The sequence below is a fragment of the Roseibium album genome (assembly GCF_965233825.1).
In the GTDB taxonomy this organism is placed as follows: domain Bacteria; phylum Pseudomonadota; class Alphaproteobacteria; order Rhizobiales; family Stappiaceae; genus Roseibium; species Roseibium album.
In genome coordinates this window covers 3,013,281-3,028,525 of the sequence record NZ_OZ247583.1, presented here as the reverse complement: position 1 = coordinate 3,028,525, position 15,245 = coordinate 3,013,281, and the positions used below count along the sequence as shown (strand labels likewise).

The following is a 15,245-nucleotide window of genomic DNA, read 5'->3' as shown; positions in this document are numbered from 1 at the left end:
GGAAACAAACAATCAACGCCGGTGGACCCATGTCCAACTTGAAATCAATCTTTGTCTTGTTTTGCCTCGTTGCCAGTCTGGTGAGCCCCGCGCTTGCCCAAAGTGACACCGAAAGCCTGCGCTCGCTGGTCGACGCACTTGCAAAAGGTAAATACGCAGAGACGGAACAGCAGATCGGAGCCCTGGTCGCAACCGGCGATCCGGCAGTCGCGCCGGCGCTTCAGGCTCTCGGTGCCGGTGACCTTTATTTCCGCAAGTCGGACGGCAAGGTCTTCATCGCGGAAAAGGACGGCAAACGATTTACCCTTACTGACCCGTTGACGCTGGAAGTCGAAGGCGACGCAGGCAAACGGGAAATCAAGAAGATCAAGGTCAACAACAAGTTGCGCCGGGTAATCCGTTCGGCACTTGGGTCCCTGACGCTCATGGCGGCGGACCCGAACGTTCGCGTCGCAGCCGCCGAAGCGATATTCAAGGCGCAAGACCCCGCGGGCATCGACGCACTCGAGACAGCTCTTGCCGCCGAGACAGACGACAACGTCCGGCTCGTCATGGAACAGGCCCGAGCTGCCGCCGTGCTGAATTCCGATCTGGAGGAGGCGCAGAAACTTGCAGCCGTCGAGACGCTCTCGGAGATGGGAAACCGCGAAGCCCTGTCGCTGTTGATCGGCGTCCGGTCCAATTCCGAAGGAGCGGTACGGGACGCGGCGACCCACGCGGTTGAAAAAATCGAAAAATCTATCGCAGCCTGGAACACGGCACAAAACGTCTGGTACGGCGTTTCGCTTGGTTCCGTTCTCCTGCTTGCGGCCATAGGCCTGGCCATCACCTTCGGTGTGATGGGGGTGATCAACATGGCTCACGGCGAGATGGTGATGATCGGTGCCTACACTACATTTGTGGTTCAGGAGATTATCCGCACCTCTGCACCAGGCCTGTTCGACTATTCCCTGTTTATCGCGCTGCCCCTCGCCTTTCTGACCGCGGGCCTGATTGGCATCGCGATTGAACGCGGTGTGATCCGCTGGTTATACGGCCGACCGCTGGAAACGCTTCTGGCGACGTGGGGAATCTCACTGATCCTTCAACAGGCCGTCCGCTCCGTCTTTGGTCCCACCAATCGGGAGGTCGGCAATCCGGACTGGATGTCAGGAGCCTTCGAACTTGGCCAGATGACCATTACCTATAATCGAATGTGGATCGTTGTGTTCGCCCTGCTAGTGTTTGCCGGCCTCATGCTGGTCCTCAAGAAAACACCCTTCGGCCTCTACACGCGCGCGGTCACTCAAAATCGCCGGATGGCGGCCTCGATGGGCATTCGCACGCCCTGGATCGACGCCCTGACCTTCGGCCTCGGCTCCGGCATTGCCGGCATCGCCGGCGTTGCGCTTTCACAGATCGACAACGTCTCGCCGAACCTGGGACAGGGCTACATCATCGACAGCTTCATGGTCGTCGTGTTCGGCGGTGTCGGAAACCTGTGGGGCACGCTCGTCGGAGCCATGACACTCGGGGTCGTCAACAAATTCCTCGAACCCTACGCGGGCGCCGTTCTCGGCAAGATCTTCGTACTGGTGTTCATCATTTTGTTTATTCAAAAGCGTCCAAGGGGTCTCTTCGCCCTCAAGGGCCGGGCAGTTGAAGCATGATGACCTCCTTTCTGTTTCGGGCCATGGATGCCCGTGCCGGCGTTTTTCTGGCGATCATGGCGGCCGTCATCATTCTGGTGCCAGTGGGCAACCTTCTTGTCCCGCACGGATCACCCTTCCACGTGCCGACCTATGCCGTCACACTGATGGGCAAGTATCTCACCTACGCCCTGCTGGCCCTGGCGGTGGATCTCGTCTGGGGCTATTGCGGAATTCTCTCGCTCGGCCACGCTGCCTTCTTTGCACTCGGCGGTTATGCGATGGGCATGTATCTCATGCGCCAGATCGGCACGCGCGGCGTTTATGGCGATCCGACCCTGCCCGACTTCATGGTCTTTTTGAACTGGCAGGAACTGCCCTGGTACTGGTACGGCTTCGACATGTTCTGGTTCGCGGCCCTGATGGTGCTTCTTGTCCCCGGATTGATTGCCTTTGTTTTCGGCTGGTTCGCCTTCCGCTCCCGGGTCACCGGTGTTTATCTGTCTATCATTACACAAGCCCTCACCTATGCGCTGCTGCTTGCCTTTTTCCGGAACGACATGGGGTTCGGCGGCAATAACGGCCTGACGGATTTCAAGGATATTCTCGGCTTCGACATACAGGCAGACACGACCCGGGCCGGCCTGTTTGCAGCCTCCGGCCTGGCGCTGGTTCTTTCGTACATGATCTGCCGTTCCATTACCCGGTCCAAGCTTGGCAAGGTTCTGGTTGCGGTGCGCGATGCGGAAAGCCGGATACGCTTTCTGGGGTACCGTGTCGAACACTACAAGCTGTTTGTCTGGACACTTTCGGCGATGATGGCAGGTGTTGCAGGCGCCCTTTATGTTCCGCAGGTCGGCATCATCAATCCGGGCGAATTCGCGCCGGCAAACTCCATCGAAGTGGTGATCTGGGTGGCGGTCGGCGGCAGAGGAACACTGGTCGGAGCCGTTTTGGGTGCCGTTCTGGTGAACTTTGCCAAGACCTGGTTCACCGCGGCACTTCCCGAAATCTGGCTGTTTGCACTCGGAGGACTGTTCGTGTTTGTCACGTTGTTCTTGCCCAAGGGAATACTGGGCACCTTGAATGACGGTTGGTCGACGCTGCGTCAACGCAGGAATTCTTCCGATCAGGAAGACGGGACCGGCGGCCCGCGGCCACAGGCAAAACAGTCTGAAGATGCACCCGCCAGCACGCCTCCTCCCGTTCCGGCCATGTCCCGCGCCGGTGCTTCACATCCTCAACCGGCGGAGTAAGACATTGGTGAAAGCAACCAGCCTTCTCTATCTCGACGGAGTTTCCGTCACTTTCGACGGTTTCAAAGCGCTCAACGAACTTTCGCTCACCATCGCTCCTGGAGAAATGCGCGCAATCATTGGACCCAACGGTGCCGGCAAGACCACGATGATGGATGTCATCACGGGCAAGACAAAGCCTGACCGAGGCGAGATCTATTTTGACGGTGCGATCGACCTGACCGGCGAAGACGAAGCCTCCATTGCAGAAATCGGCATCGGACGAAAATTCCAAAAGCCCACCGTCTTCGAAAGCCACACAGTCCGGGACAATCTGGAACTGGCCCTGAAAGCCCCCCGAGGCCCGTTCGCCACGCTGTTTCATGTCATTTCCGGCGGAGAAACGAAACGCATCGACGACCTTCTCGGCCTCATAAGGCTATCCGACAGGAAACATGAACTTGCGGCCAATCTCAGTCACGGTCAGAAACAATGGCTGGAAATAGGCATGCTGCTGGCGCAGGACCCGAAACTGCTCCTCGTCGATGAACCGGCAGCCGGCATGACCGACGCGGAAACGGCAGAAACGGCCGAGTTGCTCAAGGACATCGCGCAAGACCACTCGGTTGTCGTGGTCGAACACGACATGGAGTTCGTACGCTCGCTCAGCGTCAAAGTCACGGTGCTTCATGAAGGATCCGTTCTAGCCGAGGGATCCCTTGATCATGTGTCTGCCAACGAACGTGTCGTCGAAGTCTATCTGGGGCGATAATTTTTGCCGCGGAACATTCGCTGTCTTCCCCGAGAAGGTGCAATACAATGCTCAAAGTTGAAAACATTGATCTTTATTATGGCGCGGCTCAGGCGCTGAGTGACGTTTCCCTGACTGCCGAAACCGGCAAGATCACCTGTCTTCTGGGCCGCAACGGCGTTGGAAAGACATCCACTTTGCGGGCGATTTCAGGCCAGCATGGTATCGCCGCCGGTAATATCCTGTGGAACGGAGATGACATTTCATCGCTGCCGGCCTTCGCGCGGGCGCGCAGGGGAATTGCTGTCGTTCCACAAGGGCGCGAGGTTTTTCCTCTTCTTACGGTGAAGGAAAATCTCGAGACGGGATTTGCACCTATCCGTCGAAGGGACCGCTTTATTCCCGATACCGTGTTCGACCTGTTTCCGGTTCTCAAAGACATGCTGAACCGCCGCGGGGGCGACCTGTCAGGCGGGCAGCAGCAGCAACTTGCAATCGCGCGCGCACTCATCACACGACCACAATTGCTGGTTCTCGATGAGCCGACGGAAGGCATACAGCCATCAATCATCAAGGATATAGGCCGCGCAATTGCATGGCTTCGGAACCAGGGAACCATGGCGATCGTCCTTGTCGAGCAATTTTTCGAATTCGCCAGGGATCTCGCCGATGATTATGCAGTCATGGATCGTGGCGAGATTGTTCTTTCAGGTTCAGGTGCCGATCTGTCGGAAACCGAAGTTAGGCGATTTCTGACGGTGTAAGCGCACGTTTTCCCAGACCGACCGCAAGGCGTCACATGACAGTCCGCGAGAATCGCCGGACTATATGGGCTAGCAATCGCGACGTCAGTCGTGCTAGGGGCATGACAGCTTCAAAGCTGCCGAAAAATTCAGGACGCAGTTACTTCCTGCGCCCGGGTCAGCCTTAGGAACTGGAATTATATTATGCGCGTTGCAATGATTGGGACCGGCTATGTCGGTCTGGTATCGGGAACATGTTTTGCCGATTTCGGTCACGTGGTGACCTGTATTGATAAAGACACTACAAAAATTGATGCCCTGAACAATGGAAAGATTCCGATCTACGAACCGGGCCTTCAGGAACTTGTCGCAAAGAACGTTGACGAAGAACGGCTCTTTTTCACGACCGATTCATCGGACGCCATAAGGACCGCCGATGCCATCTTCATCGCAGTCGGAACCCCGACGCGGCGAGGAGACGGACACGCCGATCTTTCCTACGTCTATGCGGCCGCGGAGGAAATAGCCGGACTTCTGGAAGGCTTCACAGTCATCATCACCAAATCGACGGTTCCGGTCGGCACAGGTGACGAAGTCGAGGCGATAATCCAGAAAACCAATCCTGATGCCGATTTCGCCGTGGTTTCAAATCCGGAGTTCCTTCGTGAAGGGGCAGCCATCAACGACTTCAAACGGCCTGACCGTGTTGTTGTCGGTACGGAGGACGACAAGGCTGTCGAAGTGATGCAGGAACTCTATCGTCCGCTGTATCTCAACGAAACACCGATCATCGTTACCAAGCGGCGGACCTCCGAACTCATCAAGTACGCGGCCAACGCGTTTCTGGCAGTCAAGATCACGTTCATCAACGAAATCGCGGATCTTTGCGAAAACGTTGGTGCGAACGTGCAGGAAGTGTCTCGCGGAATTGGCCTGGACAACCGTATCGGGTCCAAGTTCCTGCATGCAGGACCGGGTTACGGCGGCTCATGTTTTCCGAAAGACACACTCGCGCTTTCCAAGATTGCCGCGGACGCCGGGTCTGATCTCAAGATCGTCGATTCCGTGATCGAGGTGAACACCGCTCGCAAGAAGAAGATGGCAGACAAGGTCGTCGATTTCCTGGACGGTGACGTTAATGGCAAGACAATCGCGCTGCTGGGCCTCGCCTTCAAACCCAACACCGATGACATGCGCGATGCTCCCAGCATCGACATCGTTGAGAAACTGCAATCGTGTGGCGCCAAGATCCGTGCCTACGATCCTGCGAGCATGGAAGAAGCCGGCAAGATGATGTCGGACGTCCTGTTTTGCGACGGACCCTATCACGCCATCGAAAATGCGGATGTGGTCGTTATCTGCACGGAATGGGACCAGTTTCGCGCACTTGATCTGGAGCGGGTAAAATCCCTGCTAAAGGCACCGAAGGTGGTCGACCTCAGGAACATATACAAACCCGACTACATGCTTTCCCGCGGCTTTGAGTATACAAGCGTCGGCCGCAGCTACTGACCCTTCCATTCTGAGGGCAATGTCTGATCATGGAGCTGCCGGAGAGAGAATTTTTCGGCAGTTTCAATTAAAGTTTTACAAAAATTTAACTCGTTTTTCGCACCGCGATGTTGCAGCTTGAATGTCGAGCTGATAACAAATCCCAATAAATCAAGGATTTTACGCTCTCTGTTAACCATTGATTAACGAATACTTAGCACCTGCCGCTTCAACGGGCTATGTTGCATCGGCAAATCCTTTAGACCACACGTATTGGCTCGAGGCTTGTAAAGCTTGGCAAACGAATCCGTTAGATATGACGATACCAGTCGCTATCGATATATTGGTAAAACAACCAATTATTCTTTTAACCCATCAGTTTTTGATCAGGATAACCGTCCAATAAAGAAAGTTACCCCTTCGACACAAGGCAACAGCAAACTAAAGAGAATTCTGGACATCCTGGGAGCAGGATCTGGAATGCTTCTTCTGCTGCCTCTTTTCGTAGCGATCGCCATCGCGATAAAGGTCACAAGTCGTGGGCCTGTCATATTCAGGCAGGAACGATACGGACTCGACGGAAAACTTTTCACGATTTTCAAATTCCGGACGATGCACCAGCATCTGGGTGATGGATCAGGCGTGACCCAAACGGTATCCAACGACCCGCGTGTTACCGCTGTTGGCTCGTTTCTGCGCAGGAGCAATTTCGACGAGCTTCCCCAGTTGATGAACGTCCTTCGCGGAGACATGTCGCTTGTCGGGCCGCGTCCGCACGTACCGGGCATGCTGGCGGCCGGAATTGACTACGAAAAATTCGATACAAGATACATGGAACGTCATCAGGTGCGCCCGGGAATTACGGGTCTCGCACAGGTCAACGGATTTCGTGGGGAAACCACGGATGCCTTTTCCGCGAAAATGCGTCTTGAATATGATCTTCAATATTTGGAGAGCCAATCTCTCCTGCTTGATTTCAAAGTCATCGCCCAGACAATTGCGCGCGAATTTTTCTCCGGAAACGGATACTAGAATACGTCTTCAGCAATGACCCATTGTCTGGAGCTTGTCCGGTTGAAACCCGTCAGCTTTCCTTCAGCAAGGTCGCTGCCCGTTGCAATGCAAGCAGGTAGCCCTCGACACCGCACCCTGCTATCACCGCGTCTGCTTTTTGCGAAACATAAGAGTGATGACGAAAAGCTTCGCGCCTGTGGATGTTGGAAACATGCACTTCGATCACCGGACACGTACACGCACTGAGAGCGTCCAATATAGCGATGGACGTGTGTGAGTAAGCGGCCGGATTGATAATGATGGCGTGAGCTGCTTCCCTGGCTTCCTGCACCCAATCGATCAGGTCGTGCTCTGCGTTGCTTTGCCGGAACACGATATCAAGTCCGTCATTTTCCGCCTGAGCGACGCACATTTGATGAACATCGTCCAGTGTCTGATGGCCATAGATCTCCGGTTCCCTCTTTCCCAGCAGGTTGAGATTCGGTCCGTTCAAGATATAAACGACTTTTGCCATTCGTGCCCTTTCGATCGCTGCCTCCAAAATGCGGTCAAACAGCGTCTTTTGCCAGTCATTCAGCCAGTTCTTCCCCAGAAGGCTGTGGACGGCCGGAACCTTCCGCCATACGGGTAAAACTCGCTATTGCGCGTGTCAGATTTACTCACTATTAACTATAAATATCCAAGGTGGCGGAAAATAAACTCAGCGGAAGACAATGATCAAGCTGCGTGAACGGCTGGACACTCCGGAAGCACTGATGGCGGCGATTGAGGGTTACCAACATCTCTCGATCGACGTCCTGTCTCAATTTCTGCTCGACAATTATACGGTTGATCTGGACGTGCTGGCCCAGTTTGCAGATGCACTTGAAGCAAGTGCCTCCAATACCGTGCACACGACAAGTGAACCCTCAAAATCGGCACAATCGGCGGCCTGAGTTCCCCGACGATCGAGATACCTAGCCAATCGCGGTGACGTTTTCAGGTTCTTCTGCAGCTTCTCCAGGCGGCTGTCCGGGCGGTTGCCCCGGTCCGCCCTGCCAAATCTTCTGCCGATTTCTTATTTCCCGGGGAGCGGGACCGAAATAGGTCGCTGTCTTGATGAAATCACGCGGATGAAGGATCACGCTCGAAACCCGCTGATACAACGACTTTGCCGAAATAGGCTTCGACAGCAACTCGTGCACGCCTAGCCTGCGGGCTTCGACAATCCGGCTCCGTTCAGTATGGGCCGTTACCATGATGATCGGGATGTACGCGAACGGATTGTTCGGGCTGCGGATCATGCGCACCATGTCTGCACCGTCCAGAATGGGCATGACCCAGTCCAGGATCAGAATATCCGGGTTTGCACGATCCATGGCCTCGAGGCCGGAAGCACCGTCCTCTGCCTCCACAATGCGACGCGCACCGAAACCCTGCAGCATCGTCCGCAGAATCGTCCGCATATAAGCACTGTCTTCGACCAGCAAAAATGTCAAAGAGGCAAGATCCAGGCTCACCAATTCCTCCTTGTTTCCCCTTGTCTTGCCATGAAAACCTGAAGATTGGGTTAGCCGTATCCCTGCCGAGGTGGAAAGCATCGGGCAACAGCAGCAAATCGAAGCTTAACTCATTGAATAATTTTCATAAATCTAATTTCAAATTTGTAATCAAGCTCAGTTTTCACAACTTGGTAATGCTGTGGCCAATTAACTTTTTCACACGCCACGGATTAACGGGACTTTCAGAGCTGAAGGTCATCCTGCTTCCAGAAACAAAAAAAGAGATGTCACACTTCAATGATCACGAGCCTCATGACCACAGACCGGGACAAGAGCAGACAGGACGAGCCGCTTGCAGGCGAGCACGAGCCATCTACGGCGGGCTCCAGCGGACTGCGCGAGAATATTCTGCTTCTTTCAGGAGTGGGGCTTGTATTGCTGGCGGTTGCGATGGCGCTGTCAAACATTCTTGCCTGACATATCCTTCGACAGACCGTACGCGGGAAACGGGCCCTTGCGTCAGCGCTTGTCTTCCGGCAGGTCGTCATCGTCCAGAATCCGCCACTTCGCGCCTTCCAGATCATCATACTGACCATTCTTCAACGACCAGAGAAATGCAATCAGGCCGAGGGCACCCAAAAAGAGTGCGATCGGGATCAGGAAGATCAGGACATCCATCGATTGCTATCTCCCGTCTGACGGCTTTGGCGTTTGCGCGCTGCCGGTACCGGACGAACGGCTTGTTTCGCCCCACTTCAACTTCAGCGCGTTGGCCGTAACCGCCAGCGAGGAAGCCGACATTGCAACGGCTGCCATGAGAGGCGTCACAAAACCGGCCACCGCAATCGGTACGGCAATGACGTTGTAGAGGGCAGAAATCCAGAGGTTCTGTTCGATCGCCGCCCTTGCCCTTCTGGACAAGTGCAAAGCATCGGCCACCGGCATCAGCCTGTCTCCCAGAAACACCGCGTCTGCTGCCGCCTGACTGAGATGAACCGCGGAAACAGGCGAGAGTGAAACATGTGCACCCGCCAATGCAGGTGCGTCGTTCAGTCCGTCGCCGACCATGAGTACCTTGCGGCCTTCCGCTTGCAGTTCCTCAAGACGCGCTATTTTCCGGGCAGGTTTCATGCCCGCGCTCCAGGCAGAGATCCCCAGCGTTTTTGCGCAGTCCTCGACAGCCGGCAGGGTATCGCCGGAGATGATTTCAAGCGTGTACCCTTCCTGGCCCAGCCGATCGATCACACTGGCCGCATCCGGCCGCAGGCTTTGCCGGAAAGTCAACAGTCGCACAGGTTCGTCACCGTAGCTGATTGCGAGCAGGGAAGCGCCGGGAACCCTTTCAAGGGCTTCGTCAATCAGCTCCCGAGAGGCCTGGCAGAACTGTGGACTGCCCAAACGGAGCTTCTTGCCTTCATGGTTTGTTTCCAGACCTGATCCGGCAATTTCCTCAATATCGGGCAACGGCATGATAGCGCTCGTTGCCCGGACCAATGCGGCGGACAATGGATGACGGCTGGCAAGGGCCAGACGCCCGGCCAAGGCTATCGTCTCGTCTGCCGGGTCAACGGTTTCGAAAAGTTCAGGCTCAGGCCTTGTCAGCGTGCCGGTCTTGTCGAAAAGGATCGTGTCGATTTCAGCCAAGCGTTCGATGGCATCCCCTGAGTTAAGCAGGATACCACGCCTGAACAATTGTCCGGAGGCCACCACCTGAACTGCCGGAACGGCAAGTCCCAAAGCACAGGGGCACGTGATGATCAGGACTGAAATCGAGATTACCAGGGCCGGTTGCCAGGCCAGGCCGGCCAGAAGCCAGCCAAGAAATGTCAAGGCAGCAGCACCATGCACCAGCGGAGCGTAGAGTCGCGCCGCACGGTCGGCGATCCGGACGTAGGCGGACTTGGCCTGCGACGCGGTTTCCAGAAGCCGGTTTACTTCGTCAAGAAGCGTCGTGCCCGAGGCAGCTTCAACGCGAACCTGAAGTGCCCCTGCCCCATTCAGGGTACCGGCATAAACTCTTTGTCCCCGCCTGACTGGCACGAGAATGCTTTCGCCCGTAACCAGGCTCTGGTCAATTTCCGACTGTCCCGTTTCCACGACGCCATCCACGGGCACACGCTCTCCGCCTGAGACCAGGACAAGGTCACCCGTGTTGATCTTGGAAAGCGGGACTTCGCGTATGCTTCCGTCGGAATTCATCCGGGCGGCAACTTCCGCTTTCAGCGCAGCAATGTTTTCGGCAAAGGACCGGGTTCGTCCGCGCATGTTGTGGTCGAGATAACGACCAACCAGCAGGAAAAAGAGCAGCATCACCGCAGATTCGAAATAGGCATGATGCTGGTGCTGCAGCGTCTGGACAAATGACAGTGCCACGGTCAGAAACACACCGATCACAATAGGCACATCCATGTTGAGCCGGCCTGCAGCGAGCGCTCCAAAGGCACTTTTCGTGAACGGACGCCCAGCGTAGGCAACAGTCGGCAACGCGATCAGGGCCGACAGCCAATGGAAAAAGTCCCGCGTTTCGGGGGTGATGTCCGTGGCATTTCCCGACCAGACTGACACCGACAACAGCATGATATTCATGCCTGCAAATCCCGCGACAGCCAGGCAGCGCAGCAGCTGTTTGCCTGTCTTGTCCTGACGCTCCTTCTGGCTTGCCGGATCGAACGGGTGGGCCGTGTAACCCAGTCTGGCCAATTCACCGACAATCTCTTCGGCGCCCGTCTGGTCCTCAACCCAATCGACGGCAAGCCGCTGACTGGTGAGATTGACCCTGGCGGAACGGATACCCGGCAAACGTTTCAGGCCACGTTCGATTTCCCCCATGCAGGCGGCACAGGTGATCCCGTCAACGGCAAGGTCCATATGAACCGCGCCGTTGTTTCCCGGTGTTATGAATGCCTGCCAGTCACGCTGATGTACCGTCACGCGGAGTGCCTCAGTCCTTCAGGAATATGCGGTTTTCAGACTTGAATTTGCGGTTTCCGTCCTGCTCGATCTCCAGGACAAGCGTCCAGTTGCCGGCGGGTAGATGTTCCAGATCGGCCACATAGCGCCCGCCGCCATCCGCACGCAGGTTCGCTTCCACGTCTGCCATTTCCTGGGCCGGGCGCCTCAAGAGGACATTGATGTCGATGCCGTAAAGCGGGGTCGCTTCGGCATCTGCTGCGTGTACCACCAGTTTCCAGGTGTCGTCGGTTGACCGAACGACTTCGCTCGAAACCTGCCAGTTCAACTGTTCCTGAGCTTTCGCCGCCGCCAGTTCCTGGTTGTAGCCCTGGCCGGCTTCATAGGAACTCTCCACGACCACGCCCGGGAAAGACCCGAGCGCGAGGTAGATGAACACGGCATTGGCTGCGAAAATCACCCCGAAGAACCCCAGCAGCCAGATCAAAACGGTTTTGCCGGTAATCGCCTTGGGGTCTTTCATATTCGACTGAACCATTGTCATTGTTTGCTCCTCAAGGCTTGTCTGGCGCTTTGAAAGTATCTTGTGCGGTTACGACCTCACCCATCACGCTTTCGGTGATGCGGAACGTCACCGGCGTTGAATGCGGCATCTTCTCCCAGGGCGGCGAACTTACAAGAACACGCACTTCACGTGTTGTGTCGGGGCCAACCTCGATAATCGGCCGCCCGGCAAAATTGGAATCCGCGCCGACGGCCTCAACCTGCGTGTTCGTGGGCATGCCTTCGACATGGAGCATGAACGCTCTGGTATGGCGCCGTTTGTTGGACAGACGCACGGTGTAGCCATTGCGCACCGAACCGTCGGATTGCTCAACGAAAACCGGATTGCGGTCGTGAAGCACGCTGATATCGGCAAAATCCCGGTTGAGCAGCGCAAACAGCATGATTGCGCCCACGAGAGCGATAATCACGGCATAGACCACGGTCCTGACCCTGACGATCTCGTAGACCGGCTCCTTGCCTTCGATCCGTCGCTCGATGTTCTCGTCGGTATCATAGCCGATCAGGCCCGTGGGCTTGCCGACCTTGGTCATGATGTTGTCGCAGGCATCGATACACAGGCCGCATTGAATGCAGTCAAGCTGCATCCCCTTACGGATGTCGACGCCGGTCGGACAAACCTGAAAACACTGGAAACAGTCGATACAATCGCCTGCGGGCAAACCTTCCGCCGCAAGCTTCTTGTTCTGTTTCAAAGATCCGCGTGGCTCGCCTCTGTCCCAGCGATAGGTAACATTAAGCGCTTTTTCATCGGTAAGGGCAGCCTGTATGCGTGGCCACGGACACATGTAGATGCAGACCTGTTCGCGCATGAACCCTGCGAGCAGGTAAGTCGTTGTCGTCAGGATCGCGATCCAGATATAGGCGATCATCGGCGCCTGAAACGTGAGCAGTTGCCAGACCAGCGTCGGCGCGTCGTTGAAATAGAGGACCCAGGCCCCGCCGGTCCACCAGGCGATCATGAGCCACAGGAAGTGTTTGGTAGCGCGCTTGCTTACCTTGCCGAAAGTCCAGGGATCCTTGTCGAGAGCAATGCGTTCGCGCCGATCCCCTTCCACCTGCCTCTCGACCCACAGAAAAAGGTCCGTCCAAACGGTCTGGGGACACAGGTAGCCGCACCAGATCCGGCCGGCGACGGCGTTCATCAGAAAAAGCGCAACAGCCGCGATGATCAAAAGCCCGGTGAGGTAATAGACTTCCTGCGGCCAGATCTCGATGAAGAAGAAATAACCCCGGGCCTTTTCCATATCGACCAGGACTGCCTGTCCGGGAGCTTCCGGACCGCGGTCGTAGCGTACAAACGGCAGGAAATAGTAAATGCCAAGCGTGATGAACAGCAAAGCCCACTTGATCCTGCGGAACAGGCCGTGGGTTGCCATGGGGTAGATTTTCTTGGCTGACGCAAACCACTCTTCGGAGTGCTCGTCCTCATGCGTATCGGTGTCCGCAGACATACCGTCCGTCCTCTTTGTCGCGATCCTGCCCCAATAGGATCCTGCTTCAATCGGAACGGGACCCTCATCCCGTTCTCATCGCCGATCAATATCAGCATTGCTTGAAAATAATCCGGCGCAAAGCGTCACACTTTGCGCCGGATCAAATGCTTCAGGCGACCCGGCGCATTTGCCGTCTCCTCACCATCTTGTTACTGACCACCGCCAAAGGAGTGGACGTATACGGTAAGTGACTTGACGGTTGCCGGGTCAAGGCGGTCAACCCATCCCGGCATCACACCGTTGCGCGGGGTGGCTACCTGCCTCTTGATGTCATCGAGAGTCTTTCCGTAAAGGTAATTCGCAGACATCAGGCTCGGCGCTCCGACTTCCTGCAGGCCTTCCAGATTGTCGCCGTGGCAGGCGGCACAATTGTCCTCATAGAGGGTTTGCCCGGCAGCCAGGTCCACACCGTCATCGGTTTCGACACCGGCACGGGAGGCGACGAAGTTGGAAACCTGGTTTATTTCGTCCCTGCTCAGCAATTCATCGCTACCGAAAGCCGGCATGTCGCCGAAGCGCGTGTCTTCACTTTCCGAGCGAATGCCATGGAGGAGCGTGGTGTGGATGTCATCCAGCGTTCCACCCCAGATCCAGGTATCGTCCTGGAGGTTGGGATACCCTTCCGCACCCGTGCCACCCGAGCCATGGCAAGGTGAGCAGTTGTCACCAAACGCAGCCTGTCCGCTGGCCAGCGCAAACTGCAACAGCTCCTGATCCTTGGATATGTCCTCAAGTGCAGTTGCCACGATCTTGTCAGCAAACTCGGACTGCTCCGCGATCCCCTTTTCGTAGGCAGCAACTGCTTCCTGGCGCTGGTTCGAGCCCAGGATGCCGTGTGTGTATCCGTTGACCAGGGGCCATGCGGGATAAAGCACCCAGTAGATTACGGCCCATACGATGGTGACGTAGAAGAGGTACAGCCACCATCTCGGCAAGGGATTGTTCAGTTCCTTAAGACCATCCCATTCATGGCCGGTCGTCTCGACCCCGGAGATTTGGTCGACTTCCTTGTTTTGTGTATCTGCCATGGTTCAATCCTCCCGGAACGGGATCTGGGCCGCGTCGTCGAATTTTTTGGCGTTCTTTGGCCACAACGCATAGGCCAGGACGATGCCGAACAGGACCACGAAATAGACCAGGCCCCAGGTCTGTGCGAAGCTTGCAAAAGCGTTATACGTTTCGTTCATCGCCCTTACCTCGAGTTTGCCTTGTCGTCGTAGATGGAGAAGTCGACCATGGTGCCCAGCACCTGAAGATAGGCGACCAGTGCGTCCATCTCGGTGACTTCCTTCGGATTGCCGTCAAAGTCGCGGACAGTTGCACTGGGCCAACGCTCTTCGAAGGCATAGGCAGCATCGGAGTCCGGCATTGCCTGCCCGAGGAGATCGGTCTGGGCATTTTCGACCTGTTCATCCGTGTAGGGCACGCCGACAATGGTGTTGACTGTCAGAGCGGACTGGATGTCCCGCGTGTTCAGCCTGTTTTCCGCAAGAAACGGATATCCGGGCATGATGGATGCGGGAACCAGCGAGCGCGGGTCGACAAGATGCTCGACGTGCCAGGCATCGGAATACTTGCCGCCGACCCGTGCAAGGTCCGGTCCTGTCCGCTTGGACCCCCACTGGAACGGATGGTCATACATGCTTTCCGCAGCCAGAGAGTAGTTGCCGTAACGCGCGAGTTCATCGCGCATCGGGCGGATCATTTGCGAGTGACACAGGTAGCAGCCTTCACGGACATAGATGTCGCGACCGGTGAGTTCCAGCGGCGTATAAGGCCGCATTCCCTCAGTCTTCTCGATTGTGCTCTTCAGATAGAAGAGCGGGGCAATCTCGACCAGGCCGCCAATGGCGACCACGACCAGGATACCGACCAGCAGAACGAAGGAGTTCTTTTCGAAGACTTCGTGTTTTTTCCAAAGTGACATTGTTG

17 protein-coding genes are annotated in these 15,245 nt (G+C 56.1%); 8 read left to right on the top strand and 9 right to left on the bottom strand.

What is annotated here, in order from left to right; translation table 11 throughout:
* Positions 1-29: 29 nt before the first annotated feature.
* From urtB to ACO6TI_RS13980, 6 genes are all read left to right on the top strand, one after another.
* Positions 30-1,649: an urea ABC transporter permease subunit UrtB gene (gene urtB, locus ACO6TI_RS14005; RefSeq protein WP_422385128.1), complete on the top strand. Its 1,620-nt coding sequence runs from the start codon at positions 30-32 to the stop codon at positions 1,647-1,649.
* Positions 1,646-2,884: an urea ABC transporter permease subunit UrtC gene (gene urtC, locus ACO6TI_RS14000; RefSeq protein WP_104703365.1), complete on the top strand. Its 1,239-nt coding sequence runs from the start codon at positions 1,646-1,648 to the stop codon at positions 2,882-2,884. The genes urtB and urtC overlap by 4 nt, the downstream gene beginning before the upstream one ends.
* A gap of 7 nt (positions 2,885-2,891) precedes the next feature.
* Positions 2,892-3,635 (top strand): urea ABC transporter ATP-binding protein UrtD, encoded by a 744-nt coding sequence (gene urtD, locus ACO6TI_RS13995; protein ID WP_408009716.1) that lies wholly within the window; start codon positions 2,892-2,894, stop codon positions 3,633-3,635.
* A 47-nt stretch (positions 3,636-3,682) separates the two neighbouring features.
* Positions 3,683-4,378 (top strand): urea ABC transporter ATP-binding subunit UrtE, encoded by a 696-nt coding sequence (gene urtE, locus ACO6TI_RS13990; RefSeq protein WP_422385127.1) that lies wholly within the window; start codon positions 3,683-3,685, stop codon positions 4,376-4,378.
* Positions 4,379-4,561: 183 nt separating this feature from the next.
* Entirely contained in the window at positions 4,562-5,869 is a 1,308-nt protein-coding gene (locus tag ACO6TI_RS13985) for a UDP-glucose dehydrogenase family protein (protein WP_104703368.1), read from the top strand.
* Positions 5,870-6,142: 273 nt separating this feature from the next.
* On the top strand, positions 6,143-6,880 hold the full coding sequence (locus ACO6TI_RS13980; protein WP_268873268.1) for a sugar transferase: 738 nt from the start codon (positions 6,143-6,145) through the stop codon (positions 6,878-6,880).
* A 52-nt stretch (positions 6,881-6,932) separates the two neighbouring features.
* Here the strand turns inward: ACO6TI_RS13980 and aroQ are convergent, their stop codons facing one another.
* Entirely contained in the window at positions 6,933-7,376 is a 444-nt protein-coding gene (aroQ, locus tag ACO6TI_RS13975) for a type II 3-dehydroquinate dehydratase (RefSeq protein ID WP_055111631.1), read from the bottom strand.
* A 199-nt stretch (positions 7,377-7,575) separates the two neighbouring features.
* Between aroQ and ACO6TI_RS13970 the strand changes: the two genes are divergently transcribed.
* Complete coding sequence (locus ACO6TI_RS13970) at positions 7,576-7,797, top strand: hypothetical protein (RefSeq protein ID WP_029064030.1); 222 nt, start codon at positions 7,576-7,578, stop codon at positions 7,795-7,797.
* Positions 7,798-7,818: 21 nt separating this feature from the next.
* Here ACO6TI_RS13970 and ACO6TI_RS13965 read toward each other — a convergent pair whose 3' ends face one another.
* Complete coding sequence (locus ACO6TI_RS13965; RefSeq protein WP_082442792.1) at positions 7,819-8,361, bottom strand: response regulator; 543 nt, start codon at positions 8,359-8,361, stop codon at positions 7,819-7,821.
* A 279-nt stretch (positions 8,362-8,640) separates the two neighbouring features.
* On the opposite strand from ACO6TI_RS13965, the gene ACO6TI_RS13960 reads away from it, so the two are divergent.
* Complete coding sequence (locus tag ACO6TI_RS13960; protein ID WP_055111629.1) at positions 8,641-8,820, top strand: hypothetical protein; 180 nt, start codon at positions 8,641-8,643, stop codon at positions 8,818-8,820.
* Positions 8,821-8,862: 42 nt separating this feature from the next.
* Here ACO6TI_RS13960 and ccoS read toward each other — a convergent pair whose 3' ends face one another.
* The 7 genes from ccoS to ccoO form a co-directional block, all read right to left on the bottom strand.
* A complete protein-coding gene (gene ccoS / locus ACO6TI_RS13955; protein ID WP_029063994.1) occupies positions 8,863-9,021 on the bottom strand; it encodes a cbb3-type cytochrome oxidase assembly protein CcoS in 159 nt (52 codons plus the stop codon).
* A 6-nt stretch (positions 9,022-9,027) separates the two neighbouring features.
* Positions 9,028-11,274 (bottom strand): cation-translocating P-type ATPase, encoded by a 2,247-nt coding sequence (locus ACO6TI_RS13950; RefSeq protein WP_196999198.1) that lies wholly within the window; start codon positions 11,272-11,274, stop codon positions 9,028-9,030.
* Positions 11,275-11,284: 10 nt separating this feature from the next.
* Positions 11,285-11,797, bottom strand: a complete 513-nt coding sequence (locus ACO6TI_RS13945) for a FixH family protein (RefSeq protein ID WP_055111625.1) — start codon at positions 11,795-11,797, stop codon at positions 11,285-11,287.
* A gap of 10 nt (positions 11,798-11,807) precedes the next feature.
* Positions 11,808-13,271 (bottom strand): cytochrome c oxidase accessory protein CcoG, encoded by a 1,464-nt coding sequence (ccoG, locus tag ACO6TI_RS13940; protein WP_055111623.1) that lies wholly within the window; start codon positions 13,269-13,271, stop codon positions 11,808-11,810.
* Between the two features lie 191 nt (positions 13,272-13,462).
* Positions 13,463-14,341, bottom strand: a complete 879-nt coding sequence (gene ccoP / locus ACO6TI_RS13935; protein ID WP_055111621.1) for a cytochrome-c oxidase, cbb3-type subunit III — start codon at positions 14,339-14,341, stop codon at positions 13,463-13,465.
* A 3-nt stretch (positions 14,342-14,344) separates the two neighbouring features.
* Positions 14,345-14,500 (bottom strand): cbb3-type cytochrome c oxidase subunit 3, encoded by a 156-nt coding sequence (locus ACO6TI_RS13930; RefSeq protein ID WP_029063999.1) that lies wholly within the window; start codon positions 14,498-14,500, stop codon positions 14,345-14,347.
* A gap of 5 nt (positions 14,501-14,505) precedes the next feature.
* Complete coding sequence (gene ccoO, locus ACO6TI_RS13925; RefSeq protein WP_108874511.1) at positions 14,506-15,240, bottom strand: cytochrome-c oxidase, cbb3-type subunit II; 735 nt, start codon at positions 15,238-15,240, stop codon at positions 14,506-14,508.
* Positions 15,241-15,245: the final 5 nt, after the last annotated feature.